Source organism: Ktedonobacter racemifer DSM 44963 (assembly GCF_000178855.1).
Lineage (GTDB): Bacteria > Chloroflexota > Ktedonobacteria > Ktedonobacterales > Ktedonobacteraceae > Ktedonobacter > Ktedonobacter racemifer.
Genome location: NZ_ADVG01000003.1, coordinates 2,613,827 through 2,634,930 on the forward strand (window position 1 = coordinate 2,613,827; position 21,104 = coordinate 2,634,930).

At 51.2% G+C, this 21,104-nt stretch carries 14 protein-coding genes and 4 pseudogenes; 5 read left to right on the forward strand and 13 right to left on the reverse strand.

Annotated features, from left to right (window positions below):
- Nucleotides 1-201: 201 nt before the first annotated feature.
- The gene (locus KRAC_RS40660; protein ID WP_157507630.1) at nucleotides 202-546 is read right to left on the reverse strand and encodes an integrase core domain-containing protein; all 345 of its coding nucleotides are present in this window, start codon (nucleotides 544-546) and stop codon (nucleotides 202-204) included.
- Nucleotides 547-772: 226 nt separating this feature from the next.
- Here KRAC_RS40660 and KRAC_RS40665 point away from each other — a divergent pair, with 226 nt between their 5' ends.
- Nucleotides 773-1,276 (forward strand): hypothetical protein, encoded by a 504-nt coding sequence (locus tag KRAC_RS40665; RefSeq protein ID WP_007917435.1) that lies wholly within the window; start codon nucleotides 773-775, stop codon nucleotides 1,274-1,276.
- 165 nt (nucleotides 1,277-1,441) lie between these two features.
- Here KRAC_RS40665 and KRAC_RS76965 read toward each other — a convergent pair.
- A pseudogene (locus tag KRAC_RS76965) lies at nucleotides 1,442-1,871 on the reverse strand (IS3 family transposase); the annotation flags it as partial.
- Between the two features lie 89 nt (nucleotides 1,872-1,960).
- Between KRAC_RS76965 and KRAC_RS40670 the strand changes: the two are divergent.
- Entirely contained in the window at nucleotides 1,961-3,154 is a 1,194-nt protein-coding gene (locus KRAC_RS40670; protein ID WP_007912830.1) for an ISAs1 family transposase, read from the forward strand.
- Here the strand turns inward: KRAC_RS40670 and KRAC_RS80070 are convergent.
- The 5 genes and pseudogenes from KRAC_RS80070 to KRAC_RS63490 form a co-directional block, all read right to left on the reverse strand.
- A pseudogene (locus tag KRAC_RS80070) lies at nucleotides 3,151-3,902 on the reverse strand (IS3 family transposase); the annotation flags it as partial. The gene KRAC_RS40670 and the pseudogene KRAC_RS80070 sit on opposite strands and share 4 nt — an antisense overlap.
- Before the next feature lie 69 nt (nucleotides 3,903-3,971).
- Entirely contained in the window at nucleotides 3,972-4,997 is a 1,026-nt protein-coding gene (locus KRAC_RS40685; protein ID WP_007917436.1) for a chorismate-binding protein, read from the reverse strand.
- Between the two features lie 974 nt (nucleotides 4,998-5,971).
- Nucleotides 5,972-7,234 carry a glycosyltransferase gene (locus KRAC_RS40690; RefSeq protein WP_007917437.1) on the reverse strand — a complete coding sequence of 421 codons (1,263 nt, stop codon included), beginning with the start codon at nucleotides 7,232-7,234 and terminating at the stop codon, nucleotides 5,972-5,974.
- Between the two features lie 25 nt (nucleotides 7,235-7,259).
- Nucleotides 7,260-8,131: pseudogene (locus KRAC_RS40695) on the reverse strand (IS5 family transposase).
- A 96-nt stretch (nucleotides 8,132-8,227) separates the two neighbouring features.
- The gene (locus KRAC_RS63490) at nucleotides 8,228-8,863 is read right to left on the reverse strand and encodes a TetR/AcrR family transcriptional regulator (protein ID WP_007917438.1); all 636 of its coding nucleotides are present in this window, start codon (nucleotides 8,861-8,863) and stop codon (nucleotides 8,228-8,230) included.
- Between the two features lie 315 nt (nucleotides 8,864-9,178).
- Here KRAC_RS63490 and KRAC_RS40705 point away from each other — a divergent pair, with 315 nt between their 5' ends.
- Nucleotides 9,179-9,544 carry an FAD-dependent oxidoreductase gene (locus tag KRAC_RS40705; RefSeq protein ID WP_244422455.1) on the forward strand — a complete coding sequence of 122 codons (366 nt, stop codon included), beginning with the start codon at nucleotides 9,179-9,181 and terminating at the stop codon, nucleotides 9,542-9,544.
- A 282-nt stretch (nucleotides 9,545-9,826) separates the two neighbouring features.
- Here KRAC_RS40705 and KRAC_RS80750 read toward each other — a convergent pair.
- The 6 genes and pseudogenes from KRAC_RS80750 to KRAC_RS40735 form a co-directional block, all read right to left on the reverse strand.
- A pseudogene (locus KRAC_RS80750) lies at nucleotides 9,827-9,940 on the reverse strand (IS701 family transposase); the annotation flags it as partial.
- A gap of 950 nt (nucleotides 9,941-10,890) precedes the next feature.
- On the reverse strand, nucleotides 10,891-11,466 hold the full coding sequence (locus KRAC_RS40715; protein ID WP_007917445.1) for a GNAT family N-acetyltransferase: 576 nt from the start codon (nucleotides 11,464-11,466) through the stop codon (nucleotides 10,891-10,893).
- Nucleotides 11,426-13,120 carry an ISL3 family transposase gene (locus KRAC_RS40720; protein ID WP_007917446.1) on the reverse strand — a complete coding sequence of 565 codons (1,695 nt, stop codon included), beginning with the start codon at nucleotides 13,118-13,120 and terminating at the stop codon, nucleotides 11,426-11,428. Before KRAC_RS40720 ends, KRAC_RS40715 begins: the two co-directional genes overlap by 41 nt.
- Before the next feature lie 270 nt (nucleotides 13,121-13,390).
- A complete protein-coding gene (locus KRAC_RS63495) occupies nucleotides 13,391-15,235 on the reverse strand; it encodes a S9 family peptidase (RefSeq protein ID WP_007917447.1) in 1,845 nt (614 codons plus the stop codon).
- Nucleotides 15,236-15,677: 442 nt separating this feature from the next.
- Entirely contained in the window at nucleotides 15,678-17,867 is a 2,190-nt protein-coding gene (locus KRAC_RS40730; RefSeq protein ID WP_157507632.1) for a tyrosine-type recombinase/integrase, read from the reverse strand.
- Between the two features lie 116 nt (nucleotides 17,868-17,983).
- Nucleotides 17,984-19,030 carry a tyrosine-type recombinase/integrase gene (locus tag KRAC_RS40735; protein WP_007917449.1) on the reverse strand — a complete coding sequence of 349 codons (1,047 nt, stop codon included), beginning with the start codon at nucleotides 19,028-19,030 and terminating at the stop codon, nucleotides 17,984-17,986.
- Between the two features lie 135 nt (nucleotides 19,031-19,165).
- Between KRAC_RS40735 and KRAC_RS40740 the strand changes: the two genes are divergently transcribed.
- Both KRAC_RS40740 and KRAC_RS40745 read left to right on the forward strand, forming a co-directional pair.
- On the forward strand, nucleotides 19,166-20,068 hold the full coding sequence (locus KRAC_RS40740) for a BRO family protein (RefSeq protein WP_007917451.1): 903 nt from the start codon (nucleotides 19,166-19,168) through the stop codon (nucleotides 20,066-20,068).
- 87 nt (nucleotides 20,069-20,155) lie between these two features.
- Nucleotides 20,156-20,440, forward strand: a complete 285-nt coding sequence (locus tag KRAC_RS40745) for a DNA-damage-inducible protein D (protein WP_157507634.1) — start codon at nucleotides 20,156-20,158, stop codon at nucleotides 20,438-20,440.
- Nucleotides 20,441-21,104 lie beyond the last annotated feature (664 nt).

Here is a 21,104-nt window from a genome sequence, read left to right on the forward strand (position 1 = left end):
TCCTCATACCATACCATATGGTATGGTATGTTTGCAAGGGATGAACGCTCTTTCCCTCCCTGCTTCGTTGGTCTCCATGGATTCTCCGTCGCTTGCTTACAGCTTTCTTCCCTGGATCAGTTTGTTGTACCATCCATGGGGGATGGAGGATCACCGATAATGTCTTTGGACTGGACCCGAGAAACCACTCCAGTAGAGAGATCACTCAAGGAGACCCTGAGCACACAAAAGCTCAAACTCGTCAGGGGGCCGATATCCCAGGCTGGAATGAAGCTGCCGCTGGTTGTAGACCACCTGCAAGAAGTCCCCGATATTGTCTGAGGCTTCTTCCAGGGTTTGGTAATCATTCACGTAGACTTCCTCAGTTTTAAGGGTCTTCATGAAGCTCTCGGCCTGAGCATTCTGATACGGATTCCCCGTGGCAGCCATGCTCACGCAGGCTCCGACCTCGAAGAGACGATGCACATAGGCTGTGTTGGCATACTGCACCCCCTGGTCGCAATGATGGATCAGTCCGGGGCGCACCTCGCGAGATTGGAGAGCCATCTCTAAGGGAAACCACAAAAATAACTTGACCTTAGAAAAGAGATATGGCATATTCTGTGGAGATTCAACTTGAGAGCGAAGAGATGGTTCAAAGGAGCAAGGATAGTAGGTGTGGACACCTGACTTTTAACACAAGAATTGCGTATGCCGTCAACTGAAACCATTGGAGCTTTTGTGAAACATCTTTGCCATAGGCGCGAGAAGATATGCTGGAAAGGAAGGCAGGATGGGTGTATTAACAGACTTTTTTATCGCAACCCCTGAAGACGTGAATGATTTGCGTCGAGGGCAACTCCTACGAGACCTGTTTCCTACGCTCGAAATGAACAATGTGGATTCATTCAAGGTTGAGATACTAGCCCAGCTTGTTGTTGGAAACTCCCAGGAACTCAAGCTGAAAGAGATACGACCTCATTTTCTTGTGTTAGTGAAAGGAGCATTAGAAGAAGAGTTCCGTTTTCCTGATGAGTTCAATGAGGGAGATCTTATGGACTTCGATTTATGGATTGAACGCTTCGATCCGGTTTTCGTAGAAGGTTTAGCCACCTTTCCCGCTGAACAAGTGCTCCCTGTGGCAACGCAGTGGGCAAGACAATGGGCAGCGTTTGATGGGCGACCAGTGGGCAAGGATGACACAGAGAGCCTTTCAGCGTTGATACAGCAGCTTTGTCAATTAGCCACGAGTGCACGTGCTGAGGGGAAACAACTGTATCTCCAGACCTGTCTGTGACCACATGATGCACGTTGATCGAAAAACGAGATGAGCTTGCCCCGTTTTCGTAGAGTCTCTAGAGGTTTGAGGTGAGGAGAGTGAAAAATGTTTTGACGCAACGTGACGTTAACGTTTTTATTATAGTATAAAAATTGTACTACGTCAAACGTTACGTTATGTTTTTTAATTCCCCGTCCGCTCATAATTCAGTGGACTTACGTATCCGAGTGTAGAATGCCGACGAACACGATTATAATAGACTTCCATGTAGGTAAAGAGTGCTAATCGCGCTTCATCATGTGATGAATAAATGCGTTCCCCTACACATTCATCTTTTAAGGTTCCAAAGAAACTCTCCATCGCGGCATTGTCCCAACAATTTCCTTTACGTGACATACTTGACTGTATTCCAGCTTGTTCTAAACACGCCTGATACGCTCTTGAAGTGTACTGACTTCCTCTATCACTGTGATGCAGCAACCCCGCTTTAGGGCGACGGCGGGCAAGGGCAAGGTTAGCGTGCCTGTTCTATTAATCTCTCATCGCAATTGCTCGACATCGACCATCCCACAACCATTCGTGAATACAGATCTAAAATGACCGCGAGATACAGGGCTTGTGAATTATTGCTGAGAGCAGGAGACTCCAAGATCTGCTACGATAGACATTCCAAACCGATCTATCGAGAAGAAGGAGCCTCCGATGTCTTATTCTACTGCATTGTCACTGACCTTGCCTTCACTGACGAGTGATGCTCGCCACCAGTTATTGGAAAAGCAACCATTGCTGAGTTTGTACGAAGTGTTTGCCACCATCCCAGATCCCCGTTCCAAGCATGGATTGCGCTATGAATTGGCGTACGTGCTGACCTGCCTGGTAGCGGGCTTCCTCTGCAATTGTGACTCGACCCTGGCAGTTGCAGAGTGGTGTCGTGATCAACGTCTTCTGCTCATCCGACTCTTCGGACCACGTCGCTTCCTGTGCCCCAGTGATTCACTCTACCGCAAACTCCTCCCGCGCCTGGATGCCGAACAGATCGAGTGCGCCCTGGCGGACTGGATACGTCGGACTCTGCAAGCCACCCTCGATGATCCCATTGCCTTAGATGGCAAGACGGTTCGTGGGGGAAGATCGGACAAACATTCTGCTCCCCATCTGCTCTCCTTTCGCACACATCACAGCCAGGAAACACTGCTGCAAGTTGCCGTTTCCGAGAAGACGAATGAAATCCCAGTCGCACAGGCCCTCTTGCCCTGCTTGCCTGTCGATGGACGCGTCTTCACCGCAGACGCTTTGCACACGCAGAAGGATTTCATGAGGTGCGTGGATGCCTTGGGTGGCAAAACCGTTCTCACCGTCAAAAACAATCAGCCGACCCTCTACGCAGATCTCACCGCCTATTTCGCCGATCCACATGCTTCTTTTGCGCAAGACTCCACGCTTGATCAGCATCGAGGACGGATTGAAAAGCGTTCTATCCGTGTGAGCACCGAAATGAATTCCTACCTGGCTGACTGGCCACTCATCGAGCAAGTGGCCGAACTGACACGAACCGTCACGGTTCGCAAAACGGGAAAAACCAGCCACGAAGTGGTCTATCTCATCACGCCTTTGACTGCTCTTGAGGCCAGCCCCCAGCGCTTACTTGCATTAGTACGGGGACACTGGAGTATCGAGAACTCCTCCCATTATGTCCGCGATATGACCTTTGGTGAGGATCGTTCTCGCTTGCGCTCTGGGCAGGCACCTCAGATCCTGGCAACGTTCCGCAATTTGGCGATCACCCTTATTCATCGTCAAGGGTCTTCTCAGATTGCTGCGACCAGACGCCACTTTGCTTCTCATCCTCATCTTGCTTTTCGCTTCTTGCTTCCCAGGAGCGTCGCTCAGCAATAATTCACAAGCCCTGCCGCGAGATAGAGCCATCCTTGTCGAGTTGGGATATACGTGATATCCTTCACCCATTTTTTGTTTGGCGCTTCAGCACGAAATTCCCGATTTAAAAGGTTGGGAGCGACTGGATGAGCCATATCTCTTTTTGTGGTCACTACTCGACGCCGTTTACGTCTGGCAGAAAGGTTCTTCTGCCGCATGAGCCTGGCGATCCGTTTGCGTGAGCAGGTGATCCCTTCGTCACGCAGCTCTCTCAAAATGCGTGGGCTTCCATATCGTCCTTGATGAGTTACAAACACCTGCCGTATCTTCTGCGTTAAATGAGCATCTTCTCGTTCGCGCAGGCAGGCTGAACGTTTGCGCCAGGCATAAAAGCCGCTTTCCGAGATTCCGAGCACATCGCACATGATAACAATGGAGAATTCATGCTTGTGCTGTTCAATAAATTGATGTTTCATTTGGATTCCCGTGAGAAGATGCTCACTGCTTTTTTTAGTATGTCACGCTCCTGCTGGAGTCTTTCGACTTCGCGTTTCAAGCGACGATTTTCTTCCTCAAGCGTGGTTTGATGCCCTTTGCCTGGAAATGCTTCTTTCCCATGTTCTGCTAATTCCTTGCGCCACCCATGAATCGCGCTGTCGGAGATACCCAGCTCGCGCGCTATTTGTGCAATCGGCTTGCCTGATGTTTGCGCCAGCCGCACGGCTTCCTCTTTGAATTCTTTTGTGTAGACCTTTTGGCTCTTTCCCATTGATAAGCCCCTTTCTGATCTGCTTCGAGTATATCTCAGCTTTAGGGACTCTTTCAAATCGGGGCAATCTCAAGTCACTATTGCATGCTCTTCTCGGTCTTTCCTACTGGTTAGCAGCGCCTGACCAATACGAGCATCGGTCTCGACGGTTTGACCGCGCAGCGCAGAACCGGCCAGTGACATCGTCCGTATCTTTCCTGCCTGTGCTGCTACGAGCTGTTCTGGTGTTGCGCCTACAAACGCCGTCTCCTGGAATTGCATTGCGAAAATATAGGAAAGTGGTGCTTGCTGGTGAAGGCGATAGACCAGAGAGGGAATATCAAAAGAGGACTGCGAGCGTGCATTGACTCTCATACTGCGTGCCAACACCACTTTCGACATGGTGCCTTGTCGAATTGCCCGTACTGCGTCGCTTACCAGTTGTTTCCAGGGCTCTTCCTGAGAGGTATCAACGTCCCTCGAGACCATGCCAGAGCGAAACAGAGCGTCTTGAGCCAAGGATGCACTTATCTGAAAAATGCGGTCAAGCACCAAGTGAATGGCGCTCTCGCAAGTGAGAACAGTATCTTCGGGGGTAATGGAATGATTGATTGTCAGGGAACAGCCGCCTTGTGTTGAACGAAATACTACCTGGGGCAAAATCAAAGCACCATCAGGAAAATGGCGCCAGGCAGAGGATGTATGGCGCGCTTGCGGATCAAAGCGAAATCCCCCCAAGAAGGTAGGTAAGACGTCCGTTACCTGTTCATCTCCAAGAGCCACTACCTGCTCGCGGGCTGCCTCCCATTTTTGCTTCAAGATCCTATGCACATCGGCACCTTGCGCTTCCAGAACGAGGGAAGTACCTGCTCCTATGAGGCACTCCTGCCCATGCAACCAGAAGAAACGATGCGAGAGCTCAAGGTGCTGTAACACCGCGAAGAGATGAAATGGTGCAAACTGGTCAAGAGGAAAAGATAGGCTCGCAATAATGGGATGTTGGTGACGTTGCGCCCAGGCAATGGCACGAGCAAGCAGTGACTGAAGCTTTGCTTCTACCTCACTCTGGCGTATACCTATCGGGGCAGAACAAGAATGCTGAAAAGAAAGTGGCATGGTAGGCTCCCTCCTTACGAATCTTGGACTGATTGAATAGAAAAGTGGTTGCGACAAAAGACATTTAGTGGATCATATCGTTGTTTACGCGCCACCAACCCTGCGTATTTTCAGGGCCACAGGATGCAGGCGCGCATACTGGCGAGAATGTGGTTGATAATTGCTGCTGAGCTATTGGCCTGAGTCTGAGCAGGGCGCCAGTGCAGTTGCTGTTCTGTCAGCCCATCCACGGTGTAGTGCATGTGCTCAAGCAGCCAGCAAAGTTCTCATTCATGCAAGGCAATCCCCTGATTCATCTGTAACTTCCTTTTACGGTAATATCAAATCAAGCCCATTCGACAAAGGGCCAGAGCAAGCATACACTTGCTCTCGTGAACTGTTGAACAGACCAGGGAAAGGCTACATCTTCCACCCGGCTTGACTGATTGAGAAAGCTCGCGCTTCCCTGGTTGAGTTCCTGAGGGTATTGTCAACTTAAAAAAATTTGTTAATGAGTTTTCACCACATCGATGCCACATTCTCCAAGATTCTCTAGAAAACACGGTCAGAAAAAGGGCGCCATCCCCACTTTGGGGTCTGTTTCTTTTGTTTAATCTCTACAATTTTGCTTAAGTTGACAATACCTTCAGGTAAAAGCTGCTCATATTTGTAAATTTTGGAACTCTGTGGGTCTTCCGCTCCTTTGGTGAAGGATGAGCTTATTGAACAAAAACCTGGGCTCTTTGAGCAGAGAACCAGAACCTCGCTCTTGTCCTAGTGAAGAGCTTTCACCAAACCCGCGGAAGACCCACTCTGTGGGCGAAATCTTGCTAATTCCATGGGCGGCAAAACGTGCATTGGTGTGGAGGAGAAATTTTGAGCGTTGCTGTGAGTTCTCTCTTTCGGCTCTGCTGGCTGCTTTGCATTGGCTGCTTGCTCGCCCATTTAATTATCAAATTTACAATATTCCATTCCTTTGAAAATCGAGAGGCGACTCATATGTGTGATGCTAGCACCTTTTGCACGACCTGGACGGCTTTCCCCACACCATCTTCTGCTCGAATATGCCTCCCCAGTTCCGCTGCTCTGGTGCGCATAGCCTGGTCAGAGATGGTGGTCATGATCGCCTGAGCCAGCTTCTCGGCAGTAAGAGAATTGCGCGGGATAGGTTGTGGGCTAACCCCTAAAAGGCGTACACGTTCTGTCCAGAAGGGCTGATCGGCGAGAAAGGGCAACAAAATGCTTGGAACACCCGCACGCAACCCGGCCGCAGTGGTGCCTGCGCCTGCATGATGGATAACGGCCGCCATACGCGGGAAGAGCCAATCATGGGGCGCTTCATCGAGCTTGAAGATGGTATCAGGTAGATCAGCATTGCTGAGACCTCCCCAGCCGGTGGCGATGATGCCACGTTGCTTCGAGCGTTCCAGAGCCTTCACAATCAGATAGGTGGTCTCTTCTGCCTTACGATTCACCATACTTCCAAAACCAATATAGACAGGAGGCTCCCCGGCTGCCAGAAAATCAAGCAGAGAAGCAGGCGGTTGCCAGTTCTGGGGCGCATCCAGGAACCAGTAGCCGGCAACCTGTACCCAGTCCGGCCAGTCAGCGGGCCTGGGTACGACGAGAGAACTATAGCCCGGCATTATGGGCTGGCGATGTCTGTACAGCCAGGAGATAGATCCGCTCGCGGGAAGCGGTTTCAGTCCAAGGTCACGGCGTATGGGCTGCATCACCGAGCGCATCATCTGCCATATGCTTACATTGACGAATGTATGCGTCAGTCGATTCCCAATACCACCCAATGAACGAGAAAAGCTCATTGGATAAGGAAACGCTCTCGTTGGAAGTACTGGCTGAAGTGGTGCAAAGATAGCGGGAATATCCAGTGCTTCTGCCGCATAAGAGCCCGCAAAGCAAAGCGGTGAATACAGCAGCAAATGTGCGCCAGTCAGTGTATGTTGTGCATCTTTCGCGAGCGCAACCTGGTTACTCTTACTTACCTCAGCCAGGCTACGTGTAAAGCGCAGTGCGTTCTCCTCTGACCCAGGCGAGGACTGAGTACTCACCTTTTCGACCATCTCACGTGGATTACCCGTCAATGGCGCAAATTCGAGACCGTACTGCATGACCATTGGTTTGAAGATGTCGTGCGTAAGCACGCAAACGTGATAGCCAGCCCGGTGTAAGCCCAGACCCAGCGCTATATAAGGCTGCACATCACCACGCGTTCCCGATGTCATTATCACAATACGCATTTTTCACTATTTTCTTTCTTAGAACTTATCCGAAAACTGAGAGACGTTCACAATGATGGAAACACATGAGAGCACAGGCCAAACGCAGGAAGGCATCATAGGTGCGGTCCAGCTTTTCCCAACGAATGATGATTCGACGCCAGCGATTGAGCCAGGAGAAAAGGCGCTCGACCACCCAGCGCCTGGGGACTTTGGTCGTTTCCAGAGCGTTGGCAGGCTCCTGGGTCTCTCCTTGTTGCGAAAGCGCTTGCCAATACCACGCATGGTTATGGCGATTAAGGCGAATATGCGGCTCATACCCCTCCTCATAGAGCAGGCTGTAGATGACATCATAGTCATAGCCAGCATCCAGGCACAGATGCTGGGGATGCTCAATGGTGGGTTCAGGGCGTGCAATCGCGTGATGCTCCAACGTCGCAGCGACCAGTTTCATATCATGGCGATTGGCCCCATCAATGACCAATGCCAAGGGCAGACCTCGGCGATCACAGAGAATGCTCCGCGCGGGTTCCCTGCTTGCCGCGATCGGTGGGAGCGGGTCCGACAGCGGCTTGGGCAAAAGGGGCTTTGCTCGTCGAGCTATCCAGGCTCTGCCAGTCCCAGCCAATGCCTTGCAACTCGTCGTAGAGGTGCAGACCTGCTTTCCACAGGCGAGCGAAGACGCGCTTCCGCTTCCCATTGACGGAACCGGTCATAGACGGTAGAACTGGCACCCATTTCACGGGGCAAGGCATTCCATTGAATGCCCGTTCGCAGAATATAGACGATGGCTTCAAACATCGCTCGATCATCGGCGGCTGGTCGTCCTCCCTTGGGGTGAGGAAGGCGAACAGGAATCAGAGGACAGACGTGTTCCCACAATTCATCGCTGACTTTCCATGGATGGGTTCGAGCCATATGCTTGTTTCACCTCGCTTGGTTTTCTTTTCATTGTACCAACCACAGTTTTCGGATAAGCTCTTATTCAAGATTGATCAGAAAATATTACCCAGTTCATATTTCCGAAGTCGAATCAGGAGGAAGCATGCCCTTGATCTGCAATTCGAATACCGCTCGCAATTGATCAACCGACGCCGTATTCAAGAGAAAAAAACCTCCCAGCCACGTAGTCAGGGTAGCAAAATACATGGCAAAAAAACTTGAGGCAGCCTGGCGTGAATCAACATCCGGGCGAATCTCACCGCGCTCCTGTGCATGTCGCACGAACTGCGCAAGTTGTTTGATGAAATGCTCCGTCTGTAAATGAAACGACTGCCGCCCCTTATGCTCACCAGAATAAAACAGGAGCTCCTTCAAGAAAAAACGAGCGTTTTCTGGATGTTGTGCATAAAATTGAAAAAATGGCGTGAAGATATACATCAGAGCATCTAATAACGGTAAGTCTTTGGGAAGGGAAGCAAACACGCTGGTTGTGATCTCGCTGATCGCCTCGCCATAAGTGAAAAGCAACAGTTCGGCTTTATCCCTCGCATACAAAAACAATGTGCCAGTAGCGATCTGTGCAGTCTCAGCAATTTCACGCGTGGTTGTTGCTTCGTACCCTTTCAACTCAAACAATTGTTTTGCCACTTGTAAAATCCGCTCAAAATTTCGTTGCTTATTTTGTTCGCGTAAATTCTGTCCTGCCATATCTATGGTTGTCCCATTCTCTTTCCTACAAAAAAAATGACCGCACTCATATAATGACTATGCTCATATTTTAATATGAGGAGACGAAAAAATCAAGGTGTATACTTCCGAGCGGCATTTATGGGGCTGAAATTGGACCACTGTTTTGTCGTTGTGCGCGTACATGCGCGTATGCATGACCAGCAGTACATTCTGAAGTGAGCAGGTCGGGAGCTACTTCGGGCTCCAGACATCTTCTCATACGCACCAACTTAAGGGTCAATAGACCAGTTTAACCCGTTTTGAGCAACTGGGCGGAATTGGGATGCTCTTTGCATGTGTTCATCTGCGTTCCAGAAGAAAGAGATTCAGGTCGTTGAAGATCGGATTACTGCCCTTATTGGAAAGCGGGGGCAGCTTGAGCGGGTTGTGTTTGCCACGCAGGGAGAGAGAGCGCGTCGCGGCGGTTTTGTCGCCTCCCAGTTGCTTCAGGCTTCGCCTTTTGGCGAAGAACTCGGTTGCCAGATGAATGCCATGGGAGGAATCGTCACGGACCCCTTTGGGAGAACGACGGTTCCAGGGGTGTATGCCGCTGGTGATGCCTTGATGGCTGTCCTGCATCAACTCATCATCGCAGCTGCCGGGGGAAGTTGGGCCGCTGCAGGCGTGAATACAGATTTAACCGAACGCGAATTTCTGTAACGGAGGAGAGGTGCCGCATCACGGGAAAGCAAGGACAGGAAGGGAAAAGCCAGGTGAGCGGGCTCCGTTGCACATGATGACAGCGCGCGCTCCGCTCACTCCTGATTCATGATGGCCCTTTCTCTGTCGATGTGAACACGGTGAGGCTGCCCGAAGGCAAGACACGTACGGATTTTCTTAGGGGTGCCAGGTTTCCTGATGTCTTCATTAAGCTAGACTTTATCCATATTAGGCTGCAAAAGCGAGCGTCTGGATGAAGCGCTCGAGAAGAGCCCGAGGGATTTAGATGATGTCGGGTTGGGCAGGCGACAGGTAAGAAAGTGTCACTGGCCATAAATGCTGACGAACGAAGGCCAGCGTATCGGAAAACGTGGGAAGCGATTTTGTATACCAAGCTGGTCGGACCAGCCAGCCAGAGCGTCTACAGTTTCGCCGAGGGACAGACGGGCACCAACTTCAACGACTGGCTGACCTTGCAGAACCCGAACAGCACCCCGGTGGTGGCAGCGATCACGATCTTCGCGGATAACACCATTATCCAGAAAGAGCTGACTCTGCCGGCCCACAGCCGGACGAGTGTGCTGATCAACAGCATCGTCAATCCGATTGTCGCAGTCTATCCCAGCTCAGCAGGCTACACAGTCTCGATGGATGTGCAGTCCTTCGGTGGGCCGATTGTAGCCGAACGGCCCCTCTACTTCACCTTCAAGGGCGGGACTGGCGCCAGCGATATCATCGGTTATACGGGTCACTAGCCGTGGAATGAGTTTCATTGCACGAGGAGCGGCCGGCCTGGCCGCTCCTCTTTTTGTGGGAGCGCAGTCCCGCCCTTCGCGGTCTGGCTACCCTCTCATGGAGAGCAATCAACCGCTTTGGGAAGTCAGCAAGAAGAACTGCCGCAGGAACAGAACCTCATGATGAAACACTCTGATTATAGAGTTTCACAAATAAATCTGGATTATGCTCATCGCCTGTTAAGCGCTCTTGGCTGTAAATCCCAATATTAAACTGGTCATTTCCCAACTATTCTTCTGGTGAAGGTGGTTGCTGTGCAGATAAAGATCGTGAGATCCACCAGGATAAATATACAAATCTCGCCAGTTTAATGTTGGGATTTACATATTTTAAATGATGCGCCATTTTATCTGGGCTCTTGGACACATTCAGTGTGCCTGCTTGCTGCAATATGAAGTATTTAGATGACATATGCGAACCGGAGCATCTAGTATGTGTTCGTTGGCTTGTGCGAAGGTGAGTACGCACCAGGCTCTCTTGCTGCTGGGACCGCAAAGATGGTGGTAGCGAAAGAGCCGGCGGTACTCTCACGGGCTATCAGATCAAGCAAGCTATGATCTGTCTGTGGGAAGCAAACCGAAGATCAGAGTATTGCGCAGCGAGCCATCACTGGCACAGAAGTCGTTGCGCCGGCAGCCCTCTCGCTTAAAGCCCAGACGGCGAGCAACGGCAGCGCTACGCTCATTGCGTTCATCGCACTGAATCTCCAAGCGCTCTGCACCTAACTCACTGAAAGCGTAATCGACCAGCAGGCTTACAGCCTCGGACATATAGCCGTGCCCTTCAGCGGAAGCACGCAACCAGTAGCCGATCCCAAAATAGCCGATCTGCCAGTTGCTGGGAATGAGCCCAGCACTCCCGAGGAAGTGCCCGCTGGATTGCTCCCAGATACCCAGACTCAGGTTTTCGCGCAACAGCCAAGCAGCCTGCTGGCGAATCACCCAATCACTGGCCTCCTCAAACGTCTCGTCGGCGAACGGCAGCCAAGGGCGCAGGTGTTCGCGCGATTCCTCGACTGCTTCGTAGAGTGCCCGTGCGTCACTGGCGCGATAGGAGCGCATCATGACGCGCTCACCTTCCAGTTGGTTACATAACAGTATCAGGGTACGATAGTGAGTGGCTTTCATATGTCCTCCTTCGGTCATCGTGTTTTGGGAGCCGCTTCCTTGTTTCTCGCGATGAACAGGGCCCCTCTCTGTCAACAGAGTCACGGTCAGGTTTGGGAGATTGAGCTCGTTGCATGTGAGATGTTTGAGCGGGATGGAGTAGCACACGGCGTTGAAGCAATGGAAACCCTGCTTGTCCATACGAACTGCGTTTGATCGCTTTCACTTTATTCACGAACCCTTCAACTAGGCCATTGCTCCAGCACTGGGTACATCCATTGACCACAGCCTCCGCATCATCGGCCAGCCCATCAACAAACTCAATCAGTTCTGCGATCCCACTGGCCCGCACAGCGGATTGCCATTGCTCCAAACGAAGCTTCCCTTCACGCTGGCGCACCAGCTGCCCAAAATCCTGCGCCAGTGCGATGGCCAGAGTGGCCGTGGAGTCGCTCTGGATGAGTTGCGCAAGATAGGCCGTTTGCTCTTTCGTGCGGTTTTGCGCAGGCCGAACGATCATCAGAGCAGTGCCTCGAGCGGAAGGGGCTTTCCCCAAGGTGATAACGTGTTTTGTGACCACGTGCGATCCATGAGGGCGAAACGCGTGAAGCTGCCTCTCAAGCGTTCGCCTCGAGCCAGGATATCCCTGAGCACGGATTTCCTCATACAGCTGACCTCCAGAGTGGCATCCCTGGTTCCATCGCTCCGTGAGGTAAGAAAGATACGGATCAACAACGGAATGGGAGCGAGACCGTCGGCGCGGGGGCGGCGCGTCTTGCTGTTGCAGGATACGATAGACGCTGCGACTACTGATCCCAACCAACTGCGCTATCCGCTCTTTGTGGTATCCCTCTCGAAACAGCTTCCAGACGCGCTTGTGGACAGCGACACGTTGGCGATGACGCCCGCGACGCTCCCGTTCCGCTTTTTGGGGAACCTTGGTCTTGGGAGAAGGGTGAGCTGTTCCTGCCAAGCTTCGCGCTGCCGTTTTGAGCACACGCGTTTTGTGACGAAAGAACTTCTCCAAAGCTTCTGCAAAGTTCTTCTGTAAATGAAAGCGATCAACGACTTGTTGGGCTTGAGGAGCACCACCCATCGCTGCTTCGCGGAAGAGTTTTCCACGATCGCGTGAGATGATCTCGATCTCGGGATGCATGCGTAGCCACGCTTTGCTTGTCTCTACCGAACGATCCGATAGCAACTGCACCACGCGTCGCTGTTCGAGGTCTACCAAGATGGTTGCGTAGCGGTGACCTTTCTTCCACGCCCATTCATCTATCCCAATCTTGCGGACGGAGCCTTCACTGGGCAGGGGAAGTTGCAGAACGCGACGAATGATGGTCTTGGCAGTCGTAGGCATACCAAGCCTCGATAAGATCCGTGCAGCGTCGGCGCCATTGGTCGTCACTCCGACCGATTGGAGTGCTTCATTCAACCGCTCCGTCATGCGTGCGTAACGCTGGACGAATCCGAGAAAGCGCTCAGCAAAGATACGTTGGGGACACGAAGATACTCGACACACCCATTTGCGCACGAGGAGCTTGAGCATCAGGCGCCTTCCACCAAAGGCGACATCGGCAACGGTACGCTGATAGCGGCTGTGGACACGAGAGCCAGGCGTTCCGCAACGTGGGCAAGGAGACGTTGGCGAGGTGGCATGAAGGTAGATGATCACTGTCTGCTCATGTAGTTCGATAGTATCAATGCCTAGCGTTGACGGAAAGGCAAAAACAGGGGAAAAGGATGGATCTATAGAAATGCCTCCAGATGGCTCAAAAGTATTTTACAACTGTTATTCTATCACAAAGCGTTCTTGGGTAAAGCAAGTAGGCACACCGAAAGTGTCCAAGATCCTTTATCTGGCAAAAAAAAGACATATTTCTATTGAACCAGAGCGGCAAAGTCACCTTTGCCGCTCTGGTTCAATATTTCCCATGAGGCAGTGTTACTTCGCCTTGAGAGCAGTGAGCGCGAATGTCAGCATCCGCTCGTACAGGCTAATCTCCTCCTCAACGTGGAGCGAGCCGTGACCAGAGTCGAACCAGTCGATTTCAATCCGCTTGCCCAGCGCTTGCAGGCGAGCTACATACTGCTCCATCTGCCGAGGCGGGCAACCACGATCATGACGACCCTGGATGATCAGTACAGGCGCCTTTACCTGTTCAGCATAGGTGATGGGCGAGCTGATCCGGTATTGTGCTGGTTTCTCCTCGGGTGTCCCCCCCAGCAGCCGGATGGGTAGCGATACTTTTAATGCCTCGTGGGTATCTTCGTAAAGGAGGTTCCAATCAGCAATGGCGATACCTGCCATGCCAGCAGCCCAGAGGTCAGGATATTTGCCAAGCGCAAGCAGGGTCAAATAGCCACCATACGACCAGCCGGTCAGCATCACAGCCTCCGGGCGAGCCAGTCCCTCAGTAACAAGCCAGGAGCGAGCCGCAACAATGTCTTCGACCTCCCAATGACCGGCATTGCCCACAATACACTGCTCAATGGCCTTGCCAAAGCCAGTTGATCCCCGGTAATTGACGGAGAGGACCGCGAAGCCATGATCCACCCACATCTGCAGATCGGGGGCCGGATCAACCACACGCCGCATATGTGGTCCTCCATGCAAATCAATGATGGTTGGATAGGGTCCCTCACTCTCAGGCGTAATGAGCCAGGCTTGTACCTGTTGCCCATCAGACGAGGAAAACGACACCGACTGCCAGGGATGTCCAGATGCAACCGGATCAAAGGCAACAAGAGGATGCCGTTGTGTGCCAGAAATCGCGTCCAAAGGCACAATTTCTGGACCGACTACACTCCCATCCAGTATCATCCCCCAGTGCGTATAGATCTCGCCAGTGTTGCCAAAGTAGCTACTCCAATACGTCCCATGCAACTCGCTCAAGACCTGGATACTCTGCTTAGCAAGGGTAAAGATGGCAAAGCGTTTGTGGCCCTGATCTTCTTGCCATAAAAGCAGGCGTGTGCCATCTGGTGACCAGGAGTAGGGAGACGCGCCCATTAAACCACTCAGATCGAGCGAGAGACGCTCACCGGTGCGTGGATTCCAGATGAGGTGCTGCTGCGTATCGCCATGCTGGATCGTTGCCCACAGGCGTTCATCACCCAATACTGGAGAGTAATCCCCCAATGCAACAGCGGTGCCTGGCTCCGCCTGCAACTGGTCAATGCACCTGCCCGTCGTCAGATCGATAGCCAGCAACCCCCCATAGGTAGAAGGATTGTGTGGCTTTGAGATCATGATCGCAGTCGTCCCCGCACTGGAAAGAGCCAGCAACCTTCTCCCCAACAGTCCAGGCACTGGATTATGAAAGACCCGGCGTGGCGCGCCAACTTCGTCATTGGGGCCAAGCGGCACAACATAGAGATCTACCCCTTCTGGTTCGCCAACCAGGAAGCCCAGCACAGTCCCAGTTGGACTGAGATAGGGGTCGGCGAAGTAGGGAGGAAGTTCAGGCGTAAGCTCCTGTGGCTTGCCTCCTGTAAAAGGCACACGTACAAAACGCCCCATTTCATCACCATCCTCATCCTGTAAGTAGTAGATGAAGCGGCCATCACCGGAGAGGCGTCCAATGAACACCCCCTTTGGAGCATAGCTGACTTGCCTGAGCTCACCCGTTGATACATCCCAAGAGTGGAGCTGATAGCTCCCTGAAAGGTTGCTCGCGATGAGACCCCGGTCGGGTGCATGCGCCGCGACCTGGGACCAGGATAGTGTGGGAGCGCGAAAACGCTGTTTCCATCGATTCACAGGCTCGATGGACAGGGATTGTGACATGAAGACATTCTCCTCTTGAAAGATAAGAAGTGTGTGAGGCATCCATCGTGTCCCCGGAGCACGAGAGCTAAAGAGTAGACAAGCACCAGAGTCGCATACGAGATAAACAGCCGTGAGAATGTGCCCGGTACCACATGCACGCCTCACAACCTCTCTGTTCAAAAAAACACAAAAAGGCCATGAGCAATGCATATTCATCGCCCATGGCCCTGTTTACTATGGCATTCTCTAGCGCTTAGCTACCTCGCTCGCTGAAAAAGGGCAGAGTACGGCTATGGGCGACTGGCACCGAGAGAAGAGCGCGCCAGTCCAATGGGCATAAAACGCCTTTTTTACCATAGCCATACGTCGTACATGTTTCCTTTTACATACAGCAAAATATGTGCCGAGATAGTACATCTTCTAGCTCTATATAGAGGATATTCGAACCTCATTGAGCTTGTCAAGCCTGTGAGAACCTGCGCTGAACTGATTGTAACGAAACAAAGCTCGATTTACCAGAGTTTTCTTGCAATTGCCGTGGAGTTGGCCCGGCGGGGGTGGGTATATCAACTAACTGTGCCGAAAGTTTTTCTAGGGCTTCAATGCCCTCTTCAACGGCTTCGCGTTCATCGTCTGAGAGCGGGATTTCTTGCAACATCCGTTGTAAGTTTGCCTTGCCTTCCAAGATCTGTGCTTGACTCGACTCTTTAGGTACATAGAAGGTGCATTTTGCGCAGGCCATGCGGTGAGGGCACTGATCAAAAAAATCATAGGAGCAGTATCCATGCCCCAAATCGTAGAATCGCCATGGCTCTCCTGCTGCGGCAGCTCCGCTCTTGACCGCTTCTTGATCAAGCAGAACCTCTACCACACGAATGTTGCGTTCAAAGTATCCTGCCTGGGTGAACGATTTCGCCAGTTTGGTGAGCTTGACTTTGGCATAGTGTTGAGTCGAAGATGCGTAGCGATGTCCTAGCCATTCCTGCAACTCGAAGAGAGACATTGGCTCTTTGGCATTGAAGAGCTGCGTCGCAATCGTTGATCGCGCTCTGTGACTCGTAATGGCCCCTCGCGAGTCTTCCTGGGGCACTCCTGCTTTCTGGCACAACATGGGGATCACGGTATGATTAAGGTAGTCCATTGAGATGCGCCGTCCCTTGAACGAGAACAGATACTCCACCATTTCCCCAGATTTGTGATCTACCTCTTTCCGATGAGTAGGGCGAACCTGCTCCCAGGTATCAATGGCTTCCCCTACGATTCGATCTACTGGCTTCGTAAATGCAGACCCCGTCTTGTTGACAGGAACGTTTAACCAACATATCACCTCTTTGGGAACCACGTCATCAGTTCCTGTCACGACCAGATCTTCTTTTTGCCATCGAATACACCCAACTCTGAGACGGCAAATCTCATCTGCACGTAGCCCTGTAAACAGCCAGACGAGTGTACAGGCTCGAACCAACTCAAAGGGGTAGCACCGGAGATAGTGAGTACGTTGACTGCCAAATACAGGAAGATCCTCTTCAGTGAGGTTGAGTCCGGCCCACATGAGCTTGGCCCATATTTCATCATCAATCGCCCGTGGATTAGGTCCCAGAAGCGACTGAATCGAACGTGGCGTCGTGAATGCACGGCGAGGATCAAAGTGTCGTGGAATCCAATTCCACTCCTGGCAGTCTCGTATGAACGAAGAAACTGCTTTTAAATGTTGGACTTTCGTTTTGGCAGAAAGTGGTGTGTTTTCAGACTCGTCCTGACCATCATTTCTGTGGGTCCAATCTCCAATACCAAAGTTCATGACAGCAGCAACATACTCAGCGGCCAATTCACGGGTCCATTGTCCTGGTGACACCACCTCTGGATGATACTGAGCCAACCAACGCCCAGCTTTGATGAGGCACCAGTAGTAGCCTTTGCGGCTACTTTTAGCAAGGGTCGAAGTTTTTCGCCAACGTTCACAGTACTTAAGCCACTCCCCAGGTACGCCAGCAAGCGTATCAAGATTTCCCCCTTGTTGGCTCACAGTAATGGGTTTTTCCAGGTAGTCGAGGCTCACGAGCGCATGGGTGAATGAAACAATGTAGCTTTTGAGATGGGTAGATGTGAGTTTTGGCCGTATCTCTGTGAGTACCTCAAAGGAAAGATCCTCAAGACGAGGGCTGCGATTCATTAACAGCACCTCATACAGAAGATTATGTAGGTGGACATCTACCATTTTCTTACCAAAACCTAAGCGGATCATTTCGCCACCAACATGCTCCACAAGAAGATCAAGGATATCTCTCCCGAACACACGTACCGCCAACCAATCTTGGGTAAAATGACCAATGGCAGCAAGATCGCTCAGTCCTCCCAGAAGGTAACTTGCTGCTAGCAAATGGGATCGATATGCATCCGCCCCACCATGATGCTTCGCAAAGATGGCAGCCCTAGGATGCAAAACGCCAATCCATTCTTGCTCAGACCAAGCCCAAAAAGAGGTTTGCAGACGATGCATTTCTCGAAGAAGGATGATCACGGTACCATTTCGATTGCTTTTGCTTGCCCCCGTAATTGTCAACACCTCATCTAGAGGGTGTAATAAACGGGCAAGACAGGCTCCAAATTGGGTCTCCCATTTGGGGGAGAATCTCGGGGTTTCCGTCAATTTCCCTAGAGCCGTACGCTCATTGGGCGTAAGGAATGCAGAACGATCATAGCTAGAGAGATTGATCGGCCAATGCCATTGTTCCTGAGCTGTCTGTGCCGATTTCAGTGAGTTTTTCATTGAAGCTCCTCAGCCATCATCTTCACTCGCCAAGCATGAAGCGACTTCATGCCACGTTCGAGCTTGACTGCAAGCTCTCCTCCGCTCAAATGAATATATTGAAGGGTAGACTCAACACTTCGATGGCCAGCAAAAGTCGCAATCTCATGAATATCCCATCCACTCCGTGCCAAATCAGTGAGGCGCAGATGTCGAAATGTATGTGTACTGAGTTGGATAACACCAGAACGCTCCGCTATCCCTTTAATGACCTTTGACCAGGTCCAGATAGTAATGGGTTGTGTTCGGTTACGGTTCGAGTCTGAGAGGAAAAGGGGGCCGCGAGCTCTGCTCAGCACACGTCGTTCTTTCAAGTAATTGATGTAGAGTTGCGCCGTTGCCTCTGTATAGGGTACGACGCGGGCACGTCTATTTTTTGTCGTTTCGGCACGAATAGTAAGCAGGCGTTGTGCCGGGTCAATATCACTAGTGAGCAGTGAGCAGAGCTCTTCCCTACGAAGAGCTGCATCGTAGGCCAGTGCGAGCATAACGCGGTTTCGAACAGGCTCCTGGCGTGCCGCTTCAATAATCCCTTTCCACTGCTCCTCATCAGGAATCCAAGGGAGTTTACTCAATCGCGGGATGAGCCCTCGTTCCTGTTTCCCGTAGACAATTTTTCCAGGGGTGTAACGCCCACGACCAACGGGATTGGCATCGCGGATGCCCTCCTCTATCAGGTAGTCATACCAGAGTCGAATAGCAGTTAATCGCTGATGCAATGTTGCGTTTGCCAGCCCAACACCCGAATCAAGCGTAGTTATTTTCTCGCCTCGTGGATTTGGACGCGTCATGAGGTCATGAACGTACCAGGAAACATGTTCTTTTGTTGCTGAAATGGCGGCAACCTTAGTGCGAATACAAAGCGCAAGATATTCTTCTAGAGCACGAGCATAGGCTTCAATGGTGTTAGGCGCTAATCCTAGATTCGCTTGGATCTGGAGCCAGATGTGTGCATGGATTGTTTCAGTAATGTGTGGATACCGTTCCCAGTGGATCACTACCATCTACATTTTCACCGCTTAAAATTGAAATATCTCCTTTTTGAGCTAACTATGATATTATACTAAGTAATATATAATTTCTCACGAGGAAGCAAACCCGGACAATCTGTCCGGGTTTGACAAGGAGGGAAAGAGGATATGTCGAAGCAGGAACATCAACAACAAGAACCCAATCGCGCTCTCATTCCAAGCAATGATCTCCCGGAGGTTCGTCGCATCTGGTTTGAGAACGAGTGGTATTATGCCGTCGTTGATTTCATTAAAATTTGGACTGAATCAACAAATGCTCATGATTACTGGCGCAAGATGAAAGCGCGTGCAGATCCTGAGCTGAAAAAGGTTATTGAAACTCGGCTGAAATCATTCCCGATGAAAGCAGATGACAACAGAAGAAGACAGACAGAAACGGCTACTCGTGAGACGCTTCTTCGTCTTGTGCAAAGTGTCCCGTCAAAAAATGCTGAAAAGATACGACTTTGGCTAGCGGAAGTTGGAAATCAACGGTTGGAGGAAATTGAACAAGGCCAATCTGAGATTGAACAACTCCGAGAAACCTACCGTACAAAAGGCTATGACGAGGTTTGGATTGAGGCGCGGATTGCCGATCTACTTGCACGCAATGAAATTACTACTGAGTGGCAAGAACGAGGTGCTCAAGATATACATTATCCCGTGCTCACAAATACCTTGGTAGAACGAACATTTGGCTTCACTATTAAGTCCTACAAGACCTACAAGGGAATTGCGCAAAGCGCTAATTTACCTGATAACATGACACCAGAAGAGCTTGCTTTTAATATCCTTTCCAAAACGACTGCCAAGACCTACCATGAAACACGAGAGAGCCAAGGTATTGAAGCGCTCCGCCGAGATGTAATAGATGCTGGAGACACAACACGAGCAGCAAGAGAAGTAATTGAGCAAAAAACTGGGGTTCCTATTGTCAGTAAAAAGAATGCGAAAGATATGAGACGGCTTACATCCCAAAGAGAGAAAAAGAGTCTTCCACCGCAGTCAGAGAAAACGTTATTTGATCAATAACATTTCAATTCCACGTAACATGGTCTCTATAAGATGACAAGCGAGGAGATACGCCAACATAAAAACATCCCAGAAGGTGAAGAGATCTTGGACAACATGGGACGCGAAGAGTTGGCGGCGAACTACTTTCGTATTACACAGACAGAGGGCAAGCTAATACGAGAGCAGTTACAGGAAGAGGACCGCGCTATTGAAGCGCATCACGATGTTGGGAGTGAGGTGCGCAAAGCAATTGAGGCTATCAACGCGCCAATGCCAGAAGATTTGCCGCGGGCTGCAAGCATTCGCAAAATGGTAGAGGAGCGGCGGCGTGCATCGCGGAAACGCTTGAAGAAGGACCAAGGTGAGTCAGGGCAAGAGAAATTATTTTGATGGCAGGAAACTATGGAGTATCTCAACGAGATGAGTAATCGCCACAGTCTGGCCGGCAGCTGACCAGGCCATGACGATTGCTCTTCACTCCCACTATTCCGATTGCGCTTTCTGGTCGATCCCCCCTTCAAACTCTCCAGCGCGAAGTATACGCCTCAGTTCGACTGCGCGGCACTCGCGCGGGCGGGCGGAGCAGCGAAGCTGCGTCTGCCCGTGTCCGCGTGGAGGTCGCTTGCAGGCGTACCACCTGAGCGCAAGCGCAGCAGGTGTAGCTAGCGCGACGGGCGACAACACACAGGCTTCCGTTTTCTCGATTGGCGAAAAGAATAGGTATAGATGAGGTAACACTCAGACGAAAACCACAATATGTTGTGTGACAACTTGTTCATTAACACAATTTGTAGCCTCAAAGTAAACGCCCGGCACGAGGCAGGAGGGTGCCGGGCGTTTGCCATACACCCTATCGTGACCGCCAGGCGCAGCTGGCCACAGTCACAATTGCTAGCTGTGTTTGTTGCTTGGGACATACTAGGCCTCTGAGGTGCAGTGGAACGAAAATGCACGTTCAGGAGGAAGTGCCCGTAGCAGAAGTCGAATTTCAGTGTTGTAGAGGGCCTATAATATGGCGGATTTCTGCGAGACAAAGGCTCTTGGACACATTAAG

Excerpts from the sequence above, each read along its gene's own strand:
- KRAC_RS40670 (WP_007912830.1), top strand. The coding sequence starts at position 1,961 with ATGTCTTATTCTACTGCATTGTCACTGACCTTGCCTTCACTGACGAGT.
- KRAC_RS63495 (WP_007917447.1), bottom strand. The coding sequence starts at position 15,235 with ATGTCACAATCCCTGTCCATCGAGCCTGTGAATCGATGGAAACAGCGT.
- KRAC_RS40715 (WP_007917445.1), bottom strand. The coding sequence starts at position 11,466 with ATGAAAGCCACTCACTATCGTACCCTGATACTGTTATGTAACCAACTG.
- KRAC_RS63490 (WP_007917438.1), bottom strand. The coding sequence starts at position 8,863 with ATGGCAGGACAGAATTTACGCGAACAAAATAAGCAACGAAATTTTGAG.
- KRAC_RS40690 (WP_007917437.1), bottom strand. The coding sequence starts at position 7,234 with ATGCGTATTGTGATAATGACATCGGGAACGCGTGGTGATGTGCAGCCT.
- KRAC_RS40735 (WP_007917449.1), bottom strand. The coding sequence starts at position 19,030 with ATGGTAGTGATCCACTGGGAACGGTATCCACACATTACTGAAACAATC.
- KRAC_RS40660 (WP_157507630.1), bottom strand. The coding sequence starts at position 546 with ATGGCTCTCCAATCTCGCGAGGTGCGCCCCGGACTGATCCATCATTGC.
- KRAC_RS40665 (WP_007917435.1), top strand. The coding sequence starts at position 773 with ATGGGTGTATTAACAGACTTTTTTATCGCAACCCCTGAAGACGTGAAT.
- KRAC_RS40685 (WP_007917436.1), bottom strand. The coding sequence starts at position 4,997 with ATGCCACTTTCTTTTCAGCATTCTTGTTCTGCCCCGATAGGTATACGC.
- KRAC_RS40740 (WP_007917451.1), top strand. The coding sequence starts at position 19,166 with ATGTCGAAGCAGGAACATCAACAACAAGAACCCAATCGCGCTCTCATT.
- KRAC_RS40705 (WP_244422455.1), top strand. The coding sequence starts at position 9,179 with ATGTGTTCATCTGCGTTCCAGAAGAAAGAGATTCAGGTCGTTGAAGAT.